This is a genomic window from Dactylosporangium salmoneum, from assembly GCF_039532525.1.
GTDB classification, from domain to species: domain Bacteria; phylum Actinomycetota; class Actinomycetes; order Mycobacteriales; family Micromonosporaceae; genus Dactylosporangium; species Dactylosporangium salmoneum.
This window is the reverse complement of record NZ_BAAARV010000046.1, coordinates 199929-217829: the sequence shown is the minus strand read 5'-3', so window position 1 is coordinate 217829 and position 17901 is coordinate 199929. Positions and strand designations below refer to the sequence as shown.

Here is a 17901-nt window from a genome sequence, read left to right as displayed (position 1 = left end):
CGGTTAGCCTGACGGCTCCGATTGGGTGTGCGCGCGGAGCTCGACCAGCAGGCCATCACGGTCGCTGAGCACGGAGCCGAGGATCCTTCGCCCGACGGCGAGGAGTTCCGCCAGGTCGGGGGTGCTCAGCGCGTACATCACCAGGGAGCCGTCCCGGTACGACGTGACGATCCCGGCTCGCCGCAGCACCGCCAGCTGCTGCGAGAGGTTCGATGCCTCGACCTCGATGTCGTCCAGGAGGTCGCGAACCGGGCGCGGCCCGTCCTGCAGCAGTTCCAGCACACGGATGCGCACGGGGTGGCCCAGTGTGCGGAACAGTTCCGCTTTCGCCTGATACAGCGGTACTGACATGCCGCCTCCGCCCCGGGTCATCGCAGCAAGGTTATCAGCCGATGTAGGCAGATAACTCCTGCGCAGCCGGGCCACCCACGCCACGGTGCCCGCCTGTCTGCTCGTCTCCTGTCATAGCATGGGGGCCGACTTGAAGACTTTTGCAACTGATAAAGTCTTCGATTGGCGGTGCGGGCGTTGCGACGGAGGTGGCGGTATGACAGTCCGCGCAATGGCTGTCCGGCGGGCCGCCTTCCGGATTGCCGGCCTGTTGCCCCAGCGGTCGGACTGGACGGCGGTGCGCCGCAACCCGCGGCGGGACCTGCTCGCGGGACTCACCGTCGCCGTGGTGGCGCTGCCGCTCGCCCTCGCCTTCGGTGTCTCCTCCGGGCTCGGCGCGGGGGCGGGTCTCGTGACCGCCGTCGTCGCCGGGGCGGTGGCCGCGGTCTTCGGCGGCTCGAACCTGCAGGTGTCCGGGCCTACCGGCGCGATGACGGTCGTGCTGGTGCCGGTCGTCGCGAGCTTCGGGCCGGCCGGCGTGCTGATGGTCGGGGCGATGGCCGGCGTGATCCTGCTCGTCCTTGCGCTGGCGCGGCTCGGGCGGTACGTGCGGTACCTGCCGACCCCGGTGATCGAGGGGTTCACCGCCGGGATCGCCGTGGTGATCGCGCTCCAGCAGGTGCCCGCCGCGCTGGGGGTCGCCGACGCGCACGGCACGAAGGTGTGGGCCGTCGCCGCCGACGCCGTGATGCGCTTCATCGCCGATCCCGCGCCCACGCCGGTACTGACGGCGCTCGGTGTCGCCGCCGCGATGCTGGTCGGCGGTCGCTGGCGCCCGCAGCTGCCGTGGTCGCTCATCGCGGTCGCCGTGGCGACGGTCCTCGCCGCGGTCCTGCACTTCGACGTGGCCCGCATCGGCGCACTGCCCGCCGGCCTGCCCGCGCCGTCGCTGGACTTCCTCGACCCGCACGCTTTTGTCCGGTTGATGCCCTCCGCGCTGGCCGTGGCCGCCCTCGCCGCGCTGGAAAGCCTGCTCTGCGCCACGGTCGCCGACGCCATGAGCGTCGACCAGCATCACGATCCCGACCGGGAACTGTTCGGTCAGGGCCTGGCCAATCTCGTCACCCCGATCTTCGGTGGCATTCCCGCCACCGCCGCGATCGCGCGCACCGCCGTCAACGTCCGGGCCGGCGCCGGCTCGCGGCTGGCCGCCCTGACCCACGCCGCGGTCCTGGCCGGGATCATCCTCGTCGCCGCGCCGCTCGTCGCCGGTATTCCGCTGGCCGCACTCGCCGGGGTACTCCTCGCCACCACGGTCCGGATGGTCGAGGCCAGCGCGCTGCTGGCGCTCGCCCGCTCGACCCGCGGCGACGCGCTCGTGCTCGCCCTCACCTTCGCGGTCACCGTCGCCGTCGACCTCGTCGCCGCGGTCGTGGTCGGACTCGGCGCCGCCGTCGTGCTGGCGTTGCGTGCCGTGGCCCGCACCGCGCGGCTGGAACAGGTCCCCCTCGACACCACCGACCACAGCGACGAAGAGCATCGGCTGCTGACCGAGCACATCGTCGCGTACCGGCTCGACGGTCCGCTCTTCTTCGCCGCCGCCCATCACTTCCTGATCGAGCTCTCCGACGTCGCCGACGTCCGCGTGGTCATTCTGCGCATGTCGCGAGTCACGACCGTCGACGCGACCGGCGCGCACGTGCTGGGCGACGCCATCGCCCGGCTCCGCCGGCGCGGCATCACCGTGCTGCTGTCCGGCATCGCCCGGCACCACGACCAGGTGCTCACCGCCCTCGGCGTCGCCGACGAGCTACCCCGCTTTCCTGACACCCCCGCCGCCATCGCCCACGCCCGAGTACACCTGCAGCGGCTCACCGGCGCGACATCCGATCGCGGCTGACACCGCGACACCCAGGTCGAAACCGGGCAGGGCGCGCCGCACGCCGGCCCCGTTGGACTCGCAGAGTTGATAAACTCTGCAATTGATGAAGGCCTCAGATGGGGATCACCGGCGCCTGCGCGGCGACCCGGCGTTCGCCGTGGTGCTCACCGTGCGCGCCGACACCCAGGACGAGGCCATGTCGTCGCTGGACTTCCTCGAACCCGGCTGGGGCGTGGCCGCTGTGTCGGCCGGACTCGCGTCAGGCAGCCAGCAGCTGCTGGTGCAGGTCGACGATGAACCGGCACTGCGCCGGCTCCGCCAGGCGGCAAGCCGGCATCGACGGATCGTCAGCTGCGTTGACCGGCTCTGGGCGATGTCGGCGGGCGGGCCCGTCCGGGTGCAGCCGCGCGACCCGGCCCGCCCGGCCGAGGACCTCGCATTCCTCTACACGCGCGGGGCGGGCCGTCTCGCGGCCGCGATCGCCGCGCATCCGGACACCGCGGCCGAGGTGACCGGCCGCCCCAACCGCGTCGCGGTGATCAGCGACGGCAGCGCGGTGCTCGGCATGGGCAACGTCGGTCCGGCCGCGGTACTGCCGTTACTGGAAGCCAAGGCCGCCCTGTACGCCCAGATCGCCGACATCGACGCGATGCCACTCTGCGTGAACACCGGCCACGTCCACGGCACCGACAGCCTGGTCGCCACGATACGCGCGGTCGCGCCGACCTTCGGGGCCGTCAATCTCACGGGCTTCGCCTCTCCCGCGTGCCGGGACCTCGAACGCCGCCTGCGCATCGCGCTCGACGTCCCGGTCTTCCACGACGAACAGCACGCGATCCCGGTCGTCGTGCTGGCCGCGCTGCGTAACGCCCTACGCGTCGCCGGCAAGGACCTGCACACCGCCCGCATTGTCGTCCTGGGCGCAGGCGTGACCGGCAGTGCGGTGACCCGGCTGCTGCTGCACGCGGGTGCCCGCGACGTGACAGTCTGCACCGGGCAGACGATCGTCGGCCCGGATCTCGACAGGTTGCCGGAGCACACCGCATGGCTGGCGGGCCTGACCAACCCGCGACGACTCCACGGCGGCCCGGAACAGGCCATTGCCGGCGCAGACGCCGTCGTCGGCCTGAACACCGCCGTGCGGCTGGACCAGCGAGTGGTCGGCACGATGAAGTCGCCGCCGGTGGTGTTCGCACTGGCCGGGCCGCCGCCCGCGGTGGGACCCACGGCGGTGACGGCGACCTGCCACCCCGACCACCCGAACCACCTCACCGGATTGCTGGCCTTTCCCGGCATCGTCCGTGGCCTGCTCAACGCCCGCGCGCCACGGATCACCACGACGATGCTCCTCGCCGCGGCCGATGTCCTCGCCGGCTGGGTCGGCGAGGACGCGCTCGGGCCGCACCGCCTGCTGCCCGACGTCCTCGACCCGCGCCTGGTATCGACGGTGGCGGCCGCGGTCGCCGCCGTCGAGGCATCGCGCCGCCGCGCTCAGCCTGCCGAGCCGATCGGCGAACCCGAGACCGTGCCCGAATCCAATGCCCGGACAGCGGATTAGGACCACTCGCCGGACCTAGGGTCCTACCCGGGTATCCAGATCGGCGCCGCTCCCGGTCGATTCGGCCGCCAGCGACGCGAGGACCTCGGCGAGCAGCTCGGCTTCGGTGAACGGCTTCGCGACCAGTGTGACCGACGGGTCCAGCGTGCCCTGTGAGGCCAGCACCGGCTGGGCGTACCCCGACATGAACAGCACTCGAATGTCGGGGCGCAGCGCACGGACCCGCTCGGCGAGCTCTTTGCCGACCATCTCCGGCATGATCACGTCGGTGAGGAGCAGGTCGAGCCGCGTGGTTGTGGCGACCAGCGCCAGCGCCTCGGCGCCGTTGGCGGCGGTGATGACCTCGTAGCCGTTGCGGGTGAGGATGCGGCGCGTGACCTCGCGTAGCGCGTCCTCGTCCTCGACGAGCAGCACGGTCTGCCCGGTACCGCGGTTGGCGGCCATCGGGTCGCAGGCCGGTGCGGGTTCCGGTCGCTGATCGGTGACCGGCAGCATGACCGAGATGGTGGTGCCGTGCCCGGGGTCCGAGTTGATCGCGATGGTGCCGCCTGCCTGCACGACGATGCCGTAGACAGTGGCGAGGCCGAGGCCCGTGCCCTGCCCCTTCGGCTTGGTGGTGAAGAACGGTTCGAAGGCGCGATCGACGATGGCCTGGGTCATGCCGGTACCCGAGTCGGTGACGCGAACGAGTGTGTAGGCACCGGCAGGGACATCCCAGCCGCTGCCGTGGCCGGACGGCAGCGTGACGTCGTCGGTCTCGATGCTCAGGACGCCGCCGGTGGGCATCGCGTCGCGGGCGTTGACGGCAAGATTGAGCAGGATCTGCTCGATTTGCCCGGGGTCGGCGAGGATCGGTCCTATCGTCCGGCTCAGGCTGGTCATCAGGGTGATGTGTTCGCCGAGGGTGCGCTGCAGGAGTTGCCGGACGTCCTCGACGATGTGGTTGAGGTCGATCACCCGCGGCCGGGCGACCTCGCGCCGGGCGAAGGCCAGCAGCTGATGGGTCAGCCCGGTGGCGCGCTCGGCCGCCCGGCGAATCTGGGTCACGTCCGCGCGAGCGCTGTCACGGGCGGCCCGGTCCGGTTCCTCGGTCTCCAGCACCTCCTCGACGAAGGCAAGATAGTTGAGGATCACGCCGAGCAGGTTGTTGAAGTCGTGCGCGACGCCGCCGGCGAGCTGGCCCAGGGATTCCAGCCGTTGCGCCTGGTGCAGCTGCCGCTCCAGCCGCTCCCGTTCCGCCTGCGCCTTGAGCTTTTCCCGCTCGGCCTGCGCCTCCAGGCGCTCGCTGACGTCCCGCACGGCGGCCGAGACGAGCAGGCCGTCTTCGGTCTCCAGGGCCGACAGGCTGATCTCGGCGGGGAACTCCTCGCCGTCCTTGCGCCGACCGGCCAGCTGCATGCCTGCGCCCATGGGCCGGGCCTTCGGGTCGGCGAAGTAGCCGTCGCGGTGGTGCGGATGGATGCCGCGCGCGGCCTCCGGCACGAGTATCTCGACCGGCTTGCCGAGCAGTTCGCTGCGAACATATCCGAACAGCCGCTCTGCCTGCGCATTCGCCAGGACGATCGTGCCCGAGCCGTCGACGCCGAGGATCGCGTCCGGCGCGGCCTCCAGCAGCCCGCGGAACTTCAGCTCCGCCCGTTGCCGCTCCGAGGCGTCACGGGACACCGACGCGACGCCGACGATCGTGCCCGTGGTGTCGCGGATCGGCGACATCGCCAGCGACACGGTGATGACCTGCCGGTCGCTGCGGACGCGTTCGGTCAGATGCTGCTCGACCTGCTCACCGCTGGCGATCCGGGCCAGCAGTCTGTCCTCCTCCGCGGCCCGGTCCGGGGTGTAGAGCACGTCGACCCGCCGCCCGAGCATCTCCCGAGCGGGGTAGCCGTAGAGGCGTTCCGCACCGGGATTCCACGTCGTGATCACCCCGGCGAGGGTCTTGCCGACGATCGCGTCATGGGATGACTGCACGATCGCGGCCAGCTGCGCCTGGGCCTCCGACGCCCGCTTCCACGCCGTCACGTCCCGCACCGCCGCGACGACCAGCGACTCGCCCTCGACCTGCAGGCTGGACAGGGAGATCTCGGCCGGGAACGTGGCACCGTCCCGGCGGCGGCCGGCCAGCTCCATGCCGGCGCCCATCGCCCGCGGATGCGGATCGGCGAGATAGTCCCGCCGGTGCGCCGGGTGCACGCCGCGCGCCGCCTCTGGCACCAGCATCTCCACCGAAGCGCCGACCAGGTCCCGCCGGTCATATCCGAACAGCCGCTCGGCCTGCGCGTTCACGAGCACGATCGCGCCGGTGGAGTCGACCCCGATGATCGCGTCGGGGGACGCCTCCACCAAGCCGGCAGCTTGTGCCGACCATTCCACCGCCATGGCAGGCCACCACCTCGCCGCGAGAGCCGGGTCATGATCATCCAACCACGTTCGCCAGGCATACATGCCGGATTGCGGCCATCAGCGTTGGAGGCGACAGCCCAGGCCGGCGCACAGCGGTGGACGAAACCTCGGTGGCCCGGCTGGTAAACGTTTCGGCCACTGCGGCAACAGAAGGGTGTGCACTCATCCAACCTGTTGTCCGCCCGGCTGAGCCGCCGCCGGTTCGTCGGCGGCGCGGCGGTCGCCGGCCTGGCGCTGGCCGCCGGCTGCGCCCATGAGGACGACGACGCCTTCGGCGCCGGCGTGCTCGCGGGCGGGCCGGCGGAGCAGTTCACGCCGCCGACGGCCAAGCTGACCGGGGCACTGCGGATCCTCGCCTGGAGCCACTTCGTGCCGACGTACGACCGCTGGTTCGACGGCTTCGTCCGCCGGTGGGCCGGTCAGGTCGGCATCGACGTCACCGTCGACCACATCGACCTGGGCCAGATCACGACCCGGGTGGCGGCCGAAATCTACGCCGGTCGGGGGCACGACCTCATCCAGTACGTGGCGCCGCTGCCGCAGTTCGAACCGGCGGTGCTGGACCTCACCGACCTCGTCTGGGAGGCCAACCGGCGGTGGGGTCCGCAGCTGGAACTGTGCCGGCGGTCGAGCTTCAACCCTGTGACGAACCGGTACTTCGCCTACGCGCCGGGCTGGGTGCCGGATCCCGGGAACTACCGGCGCTCGATGTGGTCGAAGATCGGCCTGCCCGGCGGCCCGTCGAGCTGGGACGAACTGCTGCGCGGCGGGACCGAGATCCGTCGTACCACCGGCGTCCAGCTCGGGCTCGGCATGTCGCAGGAACTCGACTCGAACATGGTCGGCCGCTCCCTGCTGTGGTCGTTCGGATCATCCATTCAGGACGATGAGGGGCGGGTCACGCTCGACACGCCCGAGGCCGTGGCGGCGGTGGAGTTCATGACCCGGCTGTACCGCCAGGCCATGACCGACGAGGTCTTCTCGTGGACCCCCAGCTCCAACAACCAGGGGCTGGTCGCCGGCCGGCTGTCCTACATCAGCAACTCGATCTCCGCCTGGCGCACCGCGCAGCGCTCCACCCCGGCGATCGCGGCCGACATCGACTTCGTCCCGGCGTTGGCCGGCCCGGCGGGGGCCACGGCCGCGCACCACCTCGTGCACAACTGGGTCATCCCGAAGTACGCCACCGGGGCCGCCGCCGGACAGGAGTTCCTCTTGCACTACACCGCGAACTTCGCCGCCGCCACCTACTCGTCGATGCTGTACGACCTGTGTGCCTGGCCCGGCCGTACCCCGGAGCTCGCGACCTGGCTGCGGCGCGACCCGTTCCGCGGCGACCCGCCCGGCAAGCTCGAGCTGCTCGTCGACGCCGCCCGGTGGAGCGCCGGTCTGGGCCACCCAGGCACCGCCAACGCCGCCGTCGGGGAGGTCACCAGCAGCTTCGTCATCCCCGACATGTTCGCCCGTGCGGCGCGCGGTGAGGTCAGCGCCGCGGTCGCGGTCGCCGACGCCGCGGCGCAGGTCCGGTCCATCTACGCAAGATGGCAGGCCCGGGGGCTGGTGGGCTGATGGGACACCACGTATTCGCGCCGCGCGAGCGCCGCGCCCGCGACCACGATCGCACGCTGGCATTGCTGTTCGTCGTCCCGACCGTCGGCTACGTCGCCGCCCTGATCCTGGGGCCGGTGGTCCTGGCCGTCGCGTACGCCGTGTCGGACGTGACCGTCGCCGACCCGACCTTCGACTGGGCCGGCCTGGCCGGCATCGAACGCGTGCTGGCCGACCCGGTGTTCTGGCGGGCGCTGCTCAACACGTGCATCATCACCGCGGCGACCACGTTGCTGGCGGTGGCCGGCGGGAACGTGGTGGCTCGGCTGATGCTGGCCCGGGTGTACGGACGCTGGCTGGTGCGGCTGTGCGTGTTGCTGCCCTGGGTCACCCCGGTCACCGTGTCGTCGGTCGCGTGGCTGTGGATGTTCGACTCGGTCTACTCGCCGCTGGACTGGGCCGGTCGCCAGCTCGGCCTGCTCGGCGCGGGGGAGAGCGCCAACTGGCTCGGCCGGCCCTCGACGGCCATGGCGGCGGTCGTGGCGGTGCAGGCGTGGCGGCTCACCCCGCTCACCGCCGTCATCATCATGGCCGGGCTCGTGGCGATCCCCCGCAACATCTACGAGGCCGCCCGCGTCGACGGTGCCGGCCGCTGGCTGCGGACCCGGTTCATGACGGTGCCGTTGACCGCCCCGATCGTCGCGGTCGCGGGGCTGTTCTGCGCGGTCTTCACGTTCAGCGACATGGCGGTGGTGCGGGTGCTGACCAACGGTGGCCCGACCCATGCCACGGAGGTGCTGGCCACGCTGGCGTTCCGCAGGGGCATCGACGGCGGCGACGTGAGCCAGGGCGCCGCGGTGGCCCTGTTCCTGCTGCCCGTACTGCTGGCCGCGACGCTGACGATCCTCGGCCTGGTGCGCCGGATGGTGGCCCGGTGACGCCCGCGCGGCGCGCCGAGCGGGCGCGGCGACGGCAACGGCTCAGTGGCGTGGCTGTGCACGCGGCGGCCTATGCGGTCGCGTTGCTGGGCGCGGGGCCGTTCCTGTGGAGCGCGATCACCGCGGTCAAGCTCAACCGGGACTTGTACGACCCGGCGCACAGTCCCTTGTGGTTCAACGCCCCGCCGACCGCGGACCACCTCGCGTACCTGGTGCAGCACACGGCCTTCCCGACGTTCGCCTGGAACACGCTGTGGATCGGCGCGGTCGTGGTCGCGGCCACCCTCCTGCTCGCCACGCCGGCCGGCTACGCGCTGGCGCGGCTGCGGCGGCCGTGGGCCGGCCGGCTCGGCATGGCGATCTTCTTGTGCTACCTCGTCCCGCCCAGCGTGCTGTTTCTGCCGCTGTCGCGGCTCGTCGCCGCCGCCGGCCTGCAGGACTCGGACTGGGCCCTGGTGCTGGTCTATCCGACGCTGACCGTCCCGGTGTCGGTCTGGCTGATGATGGGGTTCTTCAGCGCGATCCCGGTGCAGGTCGAGGAGCAGGCGCTGGTCGACGGCTGTACCCGGTTCGCCGCCTTCCGCCGGGTCGCGCTGCCGCTGGCGGTGCCCGGGGTGGTGGCGGTCGTGGTGCTCAGCTTCGTCCTGTGCGCGAGCGAGTACCTGTACGCGATCGCGTTCGTCTCTCCCACCGCCGGGAAGGTCGTCTCGACCGGGATCCCCACCGAGCTGATCAGCGGCGACCTGTTCTACTGGCAGTCCCTGCAGGGCGCCGTCGTGCTCGTCGCGGTGCCCGTCGGGGTGGTCTTCAACCTGCTGCTCAAGCGGTTCGTCGCGGGGTTCACCGCGGGCGCGGTGACGGTGGGCTGACCACCGCGGAGACGCCGGCTACGGGGGCGGCCCGATGCCGCTCCTCGGCGCCTCGGTGCTGCTGCCCGGCCGGTCGTTGAAGATGATGTGGGTGTTGACGTCGGCGCGGCCGAGCGCCCACAGGCCGACGATGTCGGCCAGCGCGAAGATCACCGCGGCGAGGATCGCCAGCACGATCCGCCGCCGGCGTTCCCGGCGCCGCCAGTCGGCCAGCGCGGCCGGGTAGCGGTTCGGCGCGCCGTGCACCGAGGTGACGAGCGCGTCGAACACGTCGCGAAGCTGCTCCTCGGCGACCCCGGGGCCCGAGCCGGTCGCGGGGTCCTGGCCGCCTGGAACGCCACTCATCTCCGCTCCTCCAGCAAACGCGTGAGCGTGGCCATCCCCCGGGACGTGTGTGACTTGACCGCACCCGCCGAAATGCCCATCGCCGACGCTATCTCCGATTCTCGCAAATCCAGCCAGTACCGCAGCACCAGCGCCTCCCGCTGCCGGGCCGGCAGCAGCTTGATCGCCTCCACGAGGGCCCGCTGGTCGTCGCGCAGCAGCACCTCGGCCTCGGCGGAACCGACCGACTCGATCACCTGCTCCGCGTGCTTGCGTGCCACCTGCAGCCGGCGTACCCGCATCCGCACGAGGTTGCACACGACGGATCGCAGGTAGCTCAGCGCGGCGTCGTGACTGCGTAATCGGTGCCATCGCCGGTACAGCTCGTAGAACGCCTCCGAGACGATGTCCTCGGCCTCGCCCTCCGCTCCGAGCAGCACCGCCAGGCGCAGCAGCTGGGTGTGGTTGGTGTCGAAGAGCCTGGCCAGCGCGGCCTCGCGCTCGAGGTCGGCGAGGTTCACCGCGGCGGGGTCCAGCCCGGCCGGCGCCGGGTCGGCGGCCGGTGCGAGTGGGCGGGACGAGACCTGCTGGGTCACCGGACCACCGCCCCTCCGGCAGTACCGCGGGCAAGCTCACGGGCCACGCCGAGCCGGTCCAGCGCCGGGGTCAGCGCGGCCGCGACCGCGAGGTTGAGCACCAGCGCGGCGAGCGCGACGTACACGTGCACGCCGGCGAACGAGACGACCGAGGAGAAGCCGCCGGAGGCCGCGAGCACGGTCCCCGAGACCATGCCCACGAGCCAGCCGGCGAGCAGTGCGCCGCGATGCGGCCAACGGGTGAACAGCCCGAGCGCGACCGTGGGGAACGTCTGCAGGATCCACACCCCGCCGAGCAGCTGCAGGTTGATGGCGTCCTGGTCCGGCAGGCCGAAGGTGAACGCCAGCGCGCCGAACTTCGCCACCAGCGACACCGCGCGGGCGACCTGGGCCTGGTGCTTCGGCGTCGCGGTCGGGTGGAAGTACTCGACGTAGACATTGCGGACGAACAGCGCCGCGGCGCCGACCGACATCACCGCGGCGGGTACCAGCGCCCCCACCGCGAGCGCACCGAACACGAGCCCCGAGGCGATCGGCGAGGTCAGCTCCTGCACCATCATCGGCACGGCCGCCTCGGCGTTGCCGGGCCGGGCCTGTACGCCCGCGGCGAGCGCCGCGACGCCGAGCAGCGCGAAGAGCCCCAGCACCGCGGTCCACGCCGGCAACCCGATGATCGCCTTGCGGAGCCGGTCGGCGCTGGACGCGGCGAAGGACGCGGTCAGCACGTGCGGATACATGAGCAGCGCGAGCGCCGAGCCGAGCGCCAGCGTGGCGTAGGTGGTGTAGAGCGAGGGGGCGAGGGTCAAAGAGGCCTCCGGTACGCCGCGGGCGGTTATGGCGTCTTCGGCGGCCCGGAACACCGCCTGTGGCCCGCCGAGCCGGTGGAGCACGAGCACGACGATGGCTCCGACGGTGCTGCCCACCAGGACTCCCTTGGCCAGGGAGATCACGGTCGGCGCGCGCAGTCCGCTGCGGTACGTGGCGCCGGCCAGCACCGCGAACACCGCGACCAGCGTGAGGTCGCCCGCGATCCCGTCGGTGGGGTACAGGCCGCCGGCGACCAGGACCGCGCGGATGCCGAGCAACTGCAGGCCGATGTACGGCATGGTGGCGAGGATCCCGGTGAGCGCCACCGCCAGCGCGAGCAGGGGCGAGTCGTAGCGGGTCCGCACGTAGTCGGCCACCGTCGTGTGGCCGTTGTCCTTCGCCACCCGCCACAGCCTCGGCAACAGCACGAAGGCCAGCGGGTAGACGATCACCGTGTACGCGAGCGCGAAGAACCCCAGGGCCCCGATGCCGTACACCAGGCCCGGCACCGCGGCGTAGGTGTAGGCCGTGTAGATCGTGCCGCCGAGCAGGAACCAGGTGAGGACGGCCCCGAACTGCCGCCCCGCCAACGCCCAGCCGTCGAGCGTCGGCAGCTCGTCGCGGACCCGGAAACGCCGCGCGGCGACAGCGAGCAGCGACGTGCCGGCGACGACCAGCGCGAACGCGGTGGTGCTGGCGGGATCGACCATGGGCACCCTCTCAGTCCTCTGTGTGTTGCGCACGCTCCCGGATCGGTTGACACGAAACAAGAGGCAATCGGGCGGTAAACCGCGCGACATGGCTACGCAACATTCAGGCATCGTCGACGACTGCTCGGGAGGCCGGTGTGGCGAGATTCCGTAAGCCAATCAGGATCGCCGCCTACACCGGCCTGGCACTGCCGCTCGTGGCAATCCTCTGGGTCCCGCTGTACGCGCGGACCACGCCCCGGCTGGCAGGGCTGCCCTTCTTCTACTGGTTCCAGTTTGCCTGGATTGTCCTCAGTGTGGCGTTGATGGCGGCCAGCCATCTGCTGCTGAAGCGCGCGGACCGAGGGGTCCGCGCGCCGGGGACGGATCCGGGCGAACCCCCACACCCTGGAGAAACTGCATGAGCATCTTCACCCCGCACACCCGGGCCCGCCCCAGTGTGCGGTCCATCGTGACCTGGACGGCCGTGTCGATCGTCGGCGCGGTCGCCTGGGGGGTCGTCGCCCTGGCCCGCGGAGAACATATCTCGGCGATCTGGCTGGTGTTCGCGGCGCTGTGCTCGTACGCGATCGCCTACCGGTTCTACGCGCGGTTCATCGCCCGTCGCGTGCTCAAGGTCGACGACCGGCGGGCCACGCCCGCGGAGCGGCTGGACAACGGCATCGACTACCACGTCACCGACCGCCGCGTGCTGCTGGGCCACCACTTCGCCGCGATCGCGGGCGCCGGGCCGCTGGTCGGGCCGATCCTGGCCGCGCAGTTGGGCTACCTGCCCGGGACCATCTGGATCATTGTCGGTGTCGTCTTCGCCGGGGCTGTGCAGGACATGGTGGTCATGTTCCTGTCCATGCGCCGCAACGGGAAGAGCCTGGGCCAGATGGCTCGCGACGAGATCGGCCGCGTCGGCGGCACGGCGGCCCTCGTCGCGGTCTTCTCGATCATGATTATTCTGCTCGGTGTCCTCGCGCTCGTCGTGGTCAACGCGCTCGCGAAGTCGCCCTGGGGCACCTTCTCCATCGCCATGACCATCCCGATCGCCCTGTTCATGGGCTTCTACATGCGGGTACTCAGACCGGGCCGCGTCGTGGAGACCAGCGTGATCGGCGTCGCCCTGCTGGTCCTCGCCATCGCCGCAGGCGGCTGGGTACAGAACTCGAGCTGGGCGGGTGTGTTCACCCTCAAGCCCGAAACGCTGGTCTTCTGCCTCATCGGCTACGGCTTCATCGCCTCGATCCTGCCGGTGTGGATGCTGCTGACACCCCGCGACTACCTCTCCACGTTCATGAAGATCGGCACGATCGCGCTGCTCGCGATCGGCGTGCTCGTGACCAATCCGTCCCTGCAGAACGAGGCGATCACCAAGTTCGCCTCGAGCGGCAACGGACCGGTCTTCGTCGGCGGGCTGTTCCCGTTCGCCTTCATCACGATCACCTGCGGGGCGCTGTCCGGCTTCCACGCGCTGATGTCCTCGGGCACCACGCCGAAGATGATCCAGAAGGAGTCCCAGGTCCGGCTCATCGGCTACGGCGCCATGCTCATGGAGTCCTTCGTCGCGGTCATGGCCATCATCGCCGCGTCGCTGCTAGACCCGGGACTGTACTACGCGATGAACTCGCCCGGTGGCGTGGTCGGCGCGACATTCCAGAGCGCCGCGACCGCGGTGACCAACCTCGGGTTCACCATCACGCCCGACAGCCTGCAGGCCGCGTCCGCCGCCGTCGGCGAACCGACGCTGGTGTCGCGTACCGGCGGCGCGCCCACCCTCGCGGTGGGGATCTCCGAGATCTTCTCCGGATTCCTCGGCGGTACGGCGGTGAAGGCGTTCTGGTACCACTTCGCGATCATGTTCGAGGCGCTGTTCATCCTGACCACCGTCGACGCCGGAACCCGGGTCGGCCGGTTCATGCTCCAGGACACGCTGGGCAACATCTGGAAGCCGATCGGCCGGGTCAGCTGGCTGCCCGGCGTGTGGCTGACCAGCGCGGCCGTCGTCGGCGCATGGGGCTACTTCCTCTACACCGGCGTCACCAACCCGCTCGGCGGCATCAACCAGCTCTACCCGCTGTTCGGCATCGCCAACCAGCTGCTCGCCGCCGCGGCGCTGGCCATTGTCACAGTCATCCTGGTCAAGAGTGGCCGGCTCAAATGGGCCTGGGTCACCGCCATCCCGATGGCCTGGGTCACGGCGGTGACGATGACCGCCAGCTATCAGAAGATCTTCTCCGCCGACCCGAAGATGGGCTTCTTCGCCCAGCGCCAGCGCTTCGCCGACGCACTCGAGCAGGGCAAGGTGCTCGCACCCGCCAAGAACCTCGACCAGATGCACCAGGTCGTCACCAACTCCACGGTGGATGGCGTCCTAGCGGTGCTCCTCGCGGTCCTGATCATCATCGTGATCGTGGACGGGGTTCGGGTATGCCTCCGAGCGGTCATCCAGGGCCGCGAACTGCCGACCACGGAGTCGCCCTTCGTAGAATCGGAGATCATTGCCCCGGCCGGCCTCTTCGGCACAGCGGACGAACGGCGGGAGCTCGTCGGTGCCGCCGCGTCCGGTGCGGATGCCGATGCGCGCACGTAACCTGCTGGGGCGGCTGTGGTGGTACGTCAGGGAAGTGGCCGGCGAGACCGGCTACGACCACTACATCGCACACCACCGAGCGCACCACACGGCCGGAACCCCGCTGACCAGACGGGAGTTCGAGTGCCTGAGGAATGCCACGTCCGTTCGCTGCTGCTGAGCTAGGGGCCACCGGCCGGCCAGGTCTGTCACAGGCCTGGCCGGCCGCGCACGGACGTGAGGCGCTGCCAGCATCCGGGCGTCATCCCGTAGGCACGTTTGAACTGCCGGGTCAGGTGGCTCTGATCGGCGAAGCCGACATCAACGGCCGCCCGAGCCAGCGACTGCCCCCTGCCGATGGCGGCTCGGGCCGCGTCGAGGCGTCGCAGCAATCGGTACCGGTCAGGAGTCGTGCCGTATGCGGCCTTGAACTGCCGCACGATCGTGTACCGGTCGGCACCCGCCAGCCGTTCGAGGGTGGCGGCGCTGATCGGCTCGCTGACATGCGCGGTCAAGTATTCGCGCACCAGCCGGACCGTCCGCACGTCGACGGTCACCGTTCGGCTGACGGCGCGTTCGGACAGCTGAGCGAGCCCGTCGGCGATCGCGACGGCGGCCTCCACCCCAAGGAGCTGGCCGATCGGTTCGTCGATGTCGGCGAGCAGCCGGGCGAGTGCCGCGGCAATCGGCCGCGCCGCGCCCCCGGGCTGTTGCACCGGTTCGGCAACGAACGGCAGCGACCCACCGGCCAGGGCGTCACGGACCAGTGCCGGTGCCAGGTAGACGATGCGGTACGTGAAGCCGGCGACGCCTGGCGCGCCATCATGCAGCTCGTCCGGGTGCAGCAGGTGCAGCTGTCCGGGCAGGCACACTCGTCGCGCACCCCGGTAGCCGAACGTCTGCACTCCGCCGGTCGTGATGCCCAGCGCGTAGGAGTCGTGCCGGTGCGGCTGGAACACGGTCCGCGACAGTGACACTTCCGCGCGGTCCAGGCCGGGCGAGCCCAACCCGAATCGGATGGACTCGGACGGCGACGTGCCCGATCGTTCAAGACCGTACCTGTCCACCGGCGCTAGCTTCCGCGGCATGACATCACGGTACGACCCACCGCTGCTGCTCGCGTTCCCTGTCGTGCACGCCGGCCCCGTGGGAACCCTCGTCTTCGCCGCCCTGGCGATCATGGGCAGTCCGGGCCCTTCGACGATCAGCCTGGTCGCCGCGGCGGTCGCGTACGGCGTCCGGCGCTCCCTGGCGTACTGCGCCGGCCTCATCCTGGGCACCACGGTGGTACTGCTCGCCGCCGCCACCGGTGTCACGGCCGTTCTCCTCACCTTGCCAACGCTTCGCTGGGTCCTGGTCGTCGCTGCCGCCGGCTACATCCTGTGGCTCGCCTACCACCTCGCCACCGCCCCGCCGCTGGCCGAGCAGGCCGCGTCCGACCGCCGCCCGTCGTTTCCTGATGGACTCGTCCTCGGGGTCGTCAACCCCAAGGCGTGGATCGCGATCGCGGCCGTGTTCGCCAGTGCTCAGCTGGCGAGGACAGCGGTGGCCGACGCGGCGCTGAAATTGCCGGTGCTCACGTTGATGGTGGTCCTCATCCACGGGGTGTGGCTGCTCGCCGGCAGGCTGCTCTTACCCGCACTGCGCAACCCCGGCCGCGCCCGCGCGGTCAACATCACGCTCGCCGGGCTGCTGGTCCTGGCGACCGTACCGGCGCTGTTGCTCTGAGGCGACGACCGGACCGCCCGTGGCCGCCAGGACGGCCACAGCCTCAGCGGGCAGGCGACGGAGCCTTCGTGCCCTGCGCCCGCCAGGCGACGACGACCAGCCAGATCATCCACGCCAGGTTGAGGACGAAGGCCTGCACGATCAGGATCGTCTGCGCCGGCGTGAAGCCCTCCGAGCCGGCCACCCAGCCCTGCGCCAGGTAGGTGAGGCCCGAGAGCCCCGCCAGGTAGGCGATCGGCCGTGGTACTCCCGCCATCCGCACGACCGCGGCCGCGAACAGCAGCAGGGCGAGGCCCAGCAGGATGTCCTGGTAGCTTCGCGCTCCCCACTCGAGCCAGCGGATCGCCTCGGCGCTCGCGAAACGCGCCGGCTTCTCGGCGTCCGGGGCGCTGGCCCACGCGTTCACGGCCTGCTTGAGGGCGACCCCGTCCACCGCCTGGAGGACGCCGTACAGCGCCAGCGCCGACGCGGCCGACGCGGCGCCGAATCGACGTGCCAACCTCGCCGTCGAGCCCTGGACGTCCAGGGCGAGGAACATGCCGAGGAGCCCCGCGAGCAGGACCGCCATGGCCGCGAACTGACCGAGGTGTACGGCGGTCCAGGCCCGGCTGCCGGCGTACTCGTCGAAGACCGCGGGGTGGTCGTTGGCGGGACCACCGGTGTGCAGCTGGGTGACCACGATGAACAGGAGCTGGCCCGCGAGCAGCAGCGCGGCCGGCAGGCGCAGCGACGTACGATCGATCATTGTTCCGCGCTTGCCGCGGGCGTGCGCGCCGACGGCGGCGGGCGACGGGGTGAGAGCGGTCATGGTGGCTCCTCCTTCGGGCGACGGGTGGCGTGGGGTCAGTGGGTGGGGGCCGTCGTCGCGCGCTCCCGCGGCCGGGGGTCGCGGCCGGCCCGGCGAAGCCTCTCGGCCTCGATGGCCCGAGCGATGTCGATCGTGAGCAGGGGGAACATGGCGTGCTCCTGACTGAGGAGGAATCGGTCAGGAGCAAGCGTCGGCGGAGTGGCTTGCCGTGCGCTGCCCGTTGGCTGCCCGCCGTGAACGGCATCGGACAGCAATTGGACAGCGATCGGTGCCAGGCTGCGCCCGCGGCCGCATCGACGCGCCTACAGCTGGGGAAGTGCCTCGCCGGTGACCTTGAGCGGCATCGTGATAGTGGGCCCAGGAATTTGGGATCGGCGTTGTAGCCCCAATGCGGGTGGGTCTGCGCTGCCGAACCGCCGCCGGGCCGCCGTGCGCCACTGTCAGTGGAGGTTCTTGCCGGCGCCCGCGGGGTTTTGCAGGACAGTGCCGGGTGTCTATGCTCGCAGGCGGCAACGGTCAGTGACGGGGGGACTTCGTTGGCGGACGAGACGCGTGTCGATCCGGGCGTGCTGGACGGCATGGCCGGCCGGGTTCGCCGGCTCGGCGACGAGCTGGACCGGGCGATCGGCTGGGTGGAGCCGGACACCGGCACCGCGGTGAGCGCGCTGCACGGCTTCACGGCCGCCGGCGCGCTGGAGCGGATGCACCTGGCCTGGGAGGACGCGGCCAAGGGACACAGCCGCTACCTGCGCTCGCTCGGCGACGCGCTCACGGCCTGCGCCCGCGACTACCGCTACAGCGACCACGCCGCCGCCGGCAACTTCGCCGGTCTGAGCCGGTGAGCCG

General features: G+C 71.2%; 17 protein-coding genes. 10 read left to right on the top strand and 7 right to left on the bottom strand.

Features of this window, described 5'->3' with window-relative positions; all coding sequences use genetic code 11:
* Positions 1-3 precede the first annotated feature (3 nt).
* Positions 4-351, bottom strand: a complete 348-nt coding sequence (locus ABD352_RS27020; protein WP_344615289.1) for an ArsR/SmtB family transcription factor — start codon at positions 349-351, stop codon at positions 4-6.
* Between the two features lie 196 nt (positions 352-547).
* Between ABD352_RS27020 and ABD352_RS27015 the strand changes: the two genes are divergently transcribed.
* Positions 548-2230 (top strand): SulP family inorganic anion transporter, encoded by a 1683-nt coding sequence (locus ABD352_RS27015; RefSeq protein WP_344615288.1) that lies wholly within the window; start codon positions 548-550, stop codon positions 2228-2230.
* An 85-nt stretch (positions 2231-2315) separates the two neighbouring features.
* On the top strand, positions 2316-3770 hold the full coding sequence (locus tag ABD352_RS27010) for an NAD(P)-dependent malic enzyme (RefSeq protein ID WP_344615287.1): 1455 nt from the start codon (positions 2316-2318) through the stop codon (positions 3768-3770).
* 15 nt (positions 3771-3785) lie between these two features.
* Here the strand turns inward: ABD352_RS27010 and ABD352_RS27005 are convergent, their stop codons facing one another.
* A complete protein-coding gene (locus ABD352_RS27005; protein ID WP_344615286.1) occupies positions 3786-6146 on the bottom strand; it encodes a PAS domain S-box protein in 2361 nt (786 codons plus the stop codon).
* 180 nt (positions 6147-6326) lie between these two features.
* Here ABD352_RS27005 and ABD352_RS27000 point away from each other — a divergent pair, with 180 nt between their 5' ends.
* Genes ABD352_RS27000 through ABD352_RS26990 form a run of 3 tightly spaced genes read left to right on the top strand, consistent with a single transcriptional unit; the run spans position 6327 to position 9525 of the window.
* Positions 6327-7739 (top strand): ABC transporter substrate-binding protein, encoded by a 1413-nt coding sequence (locus tag ABD352_RS27000; RefSeq protein WP_344615285.1) that lies wholly within the window; start codon positions 6327-6329, stop codon positions 7737-7739.
* Complete coding sequence (locus ABD352_RS26995; RefSeq protein ID WP_344615284.1) at positions 7739-8656, top strand: carbohydrate ABC transporter permease; 918 nt, start codon at positions 7739-7741, stop codon at positions 8654-8656. The genes ABD352_RS27000 and ABD352_RS26995 overlap by 1 nt, the downstream gene beginning before the upstream one ends.
* Positions 8653-9525: a carbohydrate ABC transporter permease gene (locus ABD352_RS26990; RefSeq protein WP_344615283.1), complete on the top strand. Its 873-nt coding sequence runs from the start codon at positions 8653-8655 to the stop codon at positions 9523-9525. Before ABD352_RS26995 ends, ABD352_RS26990 begins: the two co-directional genes overlap by 4 nt.
* An 18-nt stretch (positions 9526-9543) precedes the next feature.
* Here ABD352_RS26990 and ABD352_RS26985 read toward each other — a convergent pair whose 3' ends face one another.
* From ABD352_RS26985 to ABD352_RS26975, 3 genes are read right to left on the bottom strand one after another with little or no spacing between them, the layout of a single operon-like run.
* Positions 9544-9870: a hypothetical protein gene (locus ABD352_RS26985; protein ID WP_344615282.1), complete on the bottom strand. Its 327-nt coding sequence runs from the start codon at positions 9868-9870 to the stop codon at positions 9544-9546.
* On the bottom strand, positions 9867-10445 hold the full coding sequence (locus ABD352_RS26980) for an RNA polymerase sigma factor (RefSeq protein ID WP_344615281.1): 579 nt from the start codon (positions 10443-10445) through the stop codon (positions 9867-9869). The genes ABD352_RS26985 and ABD352_RS26980 overlap by 4 nt, the downstream gene beginning before the upstream one ends.
* A complete protein-coding gene (locus tag ABD352_RS26975; RefSeq protein ID WP_344615280.1) occupies positions 10442-11968 on the bottom strand; it encodes a sodium:solute symporter family protein in 1527 nt (508 codons plus the stop codon). Before ABD352_RS26975 ends, ABD352_RS26980 begins: the two co-directional genes overlap by 4 nt.
* Before the next feature lie 131 nt (positions 11969-12099).
* On the opposite strand from ABD352_RS26975, the gene ABD352_RS26970 reads away from it, so the two are divergent.
* The 3 genes from ABD352_RS26970 to ABD352_RS57705 are packed head-to-tail and all read left to right on the top strand — an operon-like array spanning position 12100 to position 14700.
* On the top strand, positions 12100-12366 hold the full coding sequence (locus ABD352_RS26970) for a DUF3311 domain-containing protein (protein ID WP_344615279.1): 267 nt from the start codon (positions 12100-12102) through the stop codon (positions 12364-12366).
* On the top strand, positions 12363-14540 hold the full coding sequence (locus ABD352_RS26965) for a carbon starvation CstA family protein (protein ID WP_344615278.1): 2178 nt from the start codon (positions 12363-12365) through the stop codon (positions 14538-14540). The genes ABD352_RS26970 and ABD352_RS26965 overlap by 4 nt, the downstream gene beginning before the upstream one ends.
* The gene (locus ABD352_RS57705; protein WP_425553650.1) at positions 14521-14700 is read left to right on the top strand and encodes a CstA-like transporter-associated (seleno)protein; all 180 of its coding nucleotides are present in this window, start codon (positions 14521-14523) and stop codon (positions 14698-14700) included. The genes ABD352_RS26965 and ABD352_RS57705 overlap by 20 nt, the downstream gene beginning before the upstream one ends.
* A 28-nt stretch (positions 14701-14728) precedes the next feature.
* On the opposite strand, the gene ABD352_RS26960 is transcribed toward ABD352_RS57705, so the two are convergent.
* Positions 14729-15607, bottom strand: coding sequence for an AraC family transcriptional regulator (locus ABD352_RS26960; protein WP_344615277.1), 879 nt, complete (start codon positions 15605-15607; stop codon positions 14729-14731).
* Between ABD352_RS26960 and ABD352_RS26955 the strand changes: the two genes are divergently transcribed.
* Entirely contained in the window at positions 15606-16247 is a 642-nt protein-coding gene (locus ABD352_RS26955) for a LysE family translocator (RefSeq protein ID WP_344615276.1), read from the top strand. The two genes, ABD352_RS26960 and ABD352_RS26955, sit on opposite strands and share 2 nt — an antisense overlap.
* Positions 16248-16290: 43 nt before the next feature.
* Here ABD352_RS26955 and ABD352_RS26950 read toward each other — a convergent pair whose 3' ends face one another.
* On the bottom strand, positions 16291-17055 hold the full coding sequence (locus ABD352_RS26950; protein ID WP_344615275.1) for a DUF4386 family protein: 765 nt from the start codon (positions 17053-17055) through the stop codon (positions 16291-16293).
* Between the two features lie 536 nt (positions 17056-17591).
* Between ABD352_RS26950 and ABD352_RS26945 the strand changes: the two genes are divergently transcribed.
* The gene (locus ABD352_RS26945) at positions 17592-17897 is read left to right on the top strand and encodes a WXG100 family type VII secretion target (RefSeq protein WP_344615274.1); all 306 of its coding nucleotides are present in this window, start codon (positions 17592-17594) and stop codon (positions 17895-17897) included.
* The last annotated feature ends 4 nt before the right edge of the window (positions 17898-17901 follow it).

Coding starts and splice junctions, on each gene's coding strand:
- ABD352_RS27015 (WP_344615288.1), top strand. CDS start 548: ATGACAGTCCGCGCAATGGCTGTCCGGCGGGCCGCCTTCCGGATTGCC.
- ABD352_RS26985 (WP_344615282.1), bottom strand. CDS start 9,870: ATGAGTGGCGTTCCAGGCGGCCAGGACCCCGCGACCGGCTCGGGCCCC.
- ABD352_RS26955 (WP_344615276.1), top strand. CDS start 15,606: ATGACATCACGGTACGACCCACCGCTGCTGCTCGCGTTCCCTGTCGTG.
- ABD352_RS26960 (WP_344615277.1), bottom strand. CDS start 15,607: ATGCCGCGGAAGCTAGCGCCGGTGGACAGGTACGGTCTTGAACGATCG.
- ABD352_RS27010 (WP_344615287.1), top strand. CDS start 2,316: ATGAAGGCCTCAGATGGGGATCACCGGCGCCTGCGCGGCGACCCGGCG.
- ABD352_RS27020 (WP_344615289.1), bottom strand. CDS start 351: ATGTCAGTACCGCTGTATCAGGCGAAAGCGGAACTGTTCCGCACACTG.
- ABD352_RS26950 (WP_344615275.1), bottom strand. CDS start 17,055: ATGACCGCTCTCACCCCGTCGCCCGCCGCCGTCGGCGCGCACGCCCGC.
- ABD352_RS57705 (WP_425553650.1), top strand. CDS start 14,521: ATGCCGATGCGCGCACGTAACCTGCTGGGGCGGCTGTGGTGGTACGTC.
- ABD352_RS26995 (WP_344615284.1), top strand. CDS start 7,739: ATGGGACACCACGTATTCGCGCCGCGCGAGCGCCGCGCCCGCGACCAC.
- ABD352_RS26965 (WP_344615278.1), top strand. CDS start 12,363: ATGAGCATCTTCACCCCGCACACCCGGGCCCGCCCCAGTGTGCGGTCC.
- ABD352_RS27005 (WP_344615286.1), bottom strand. CDS start 6,146: ATGGCGGTGGAATGGTCGGCACAAGCTGCCGGCTTGGTGGAGGCGTCC.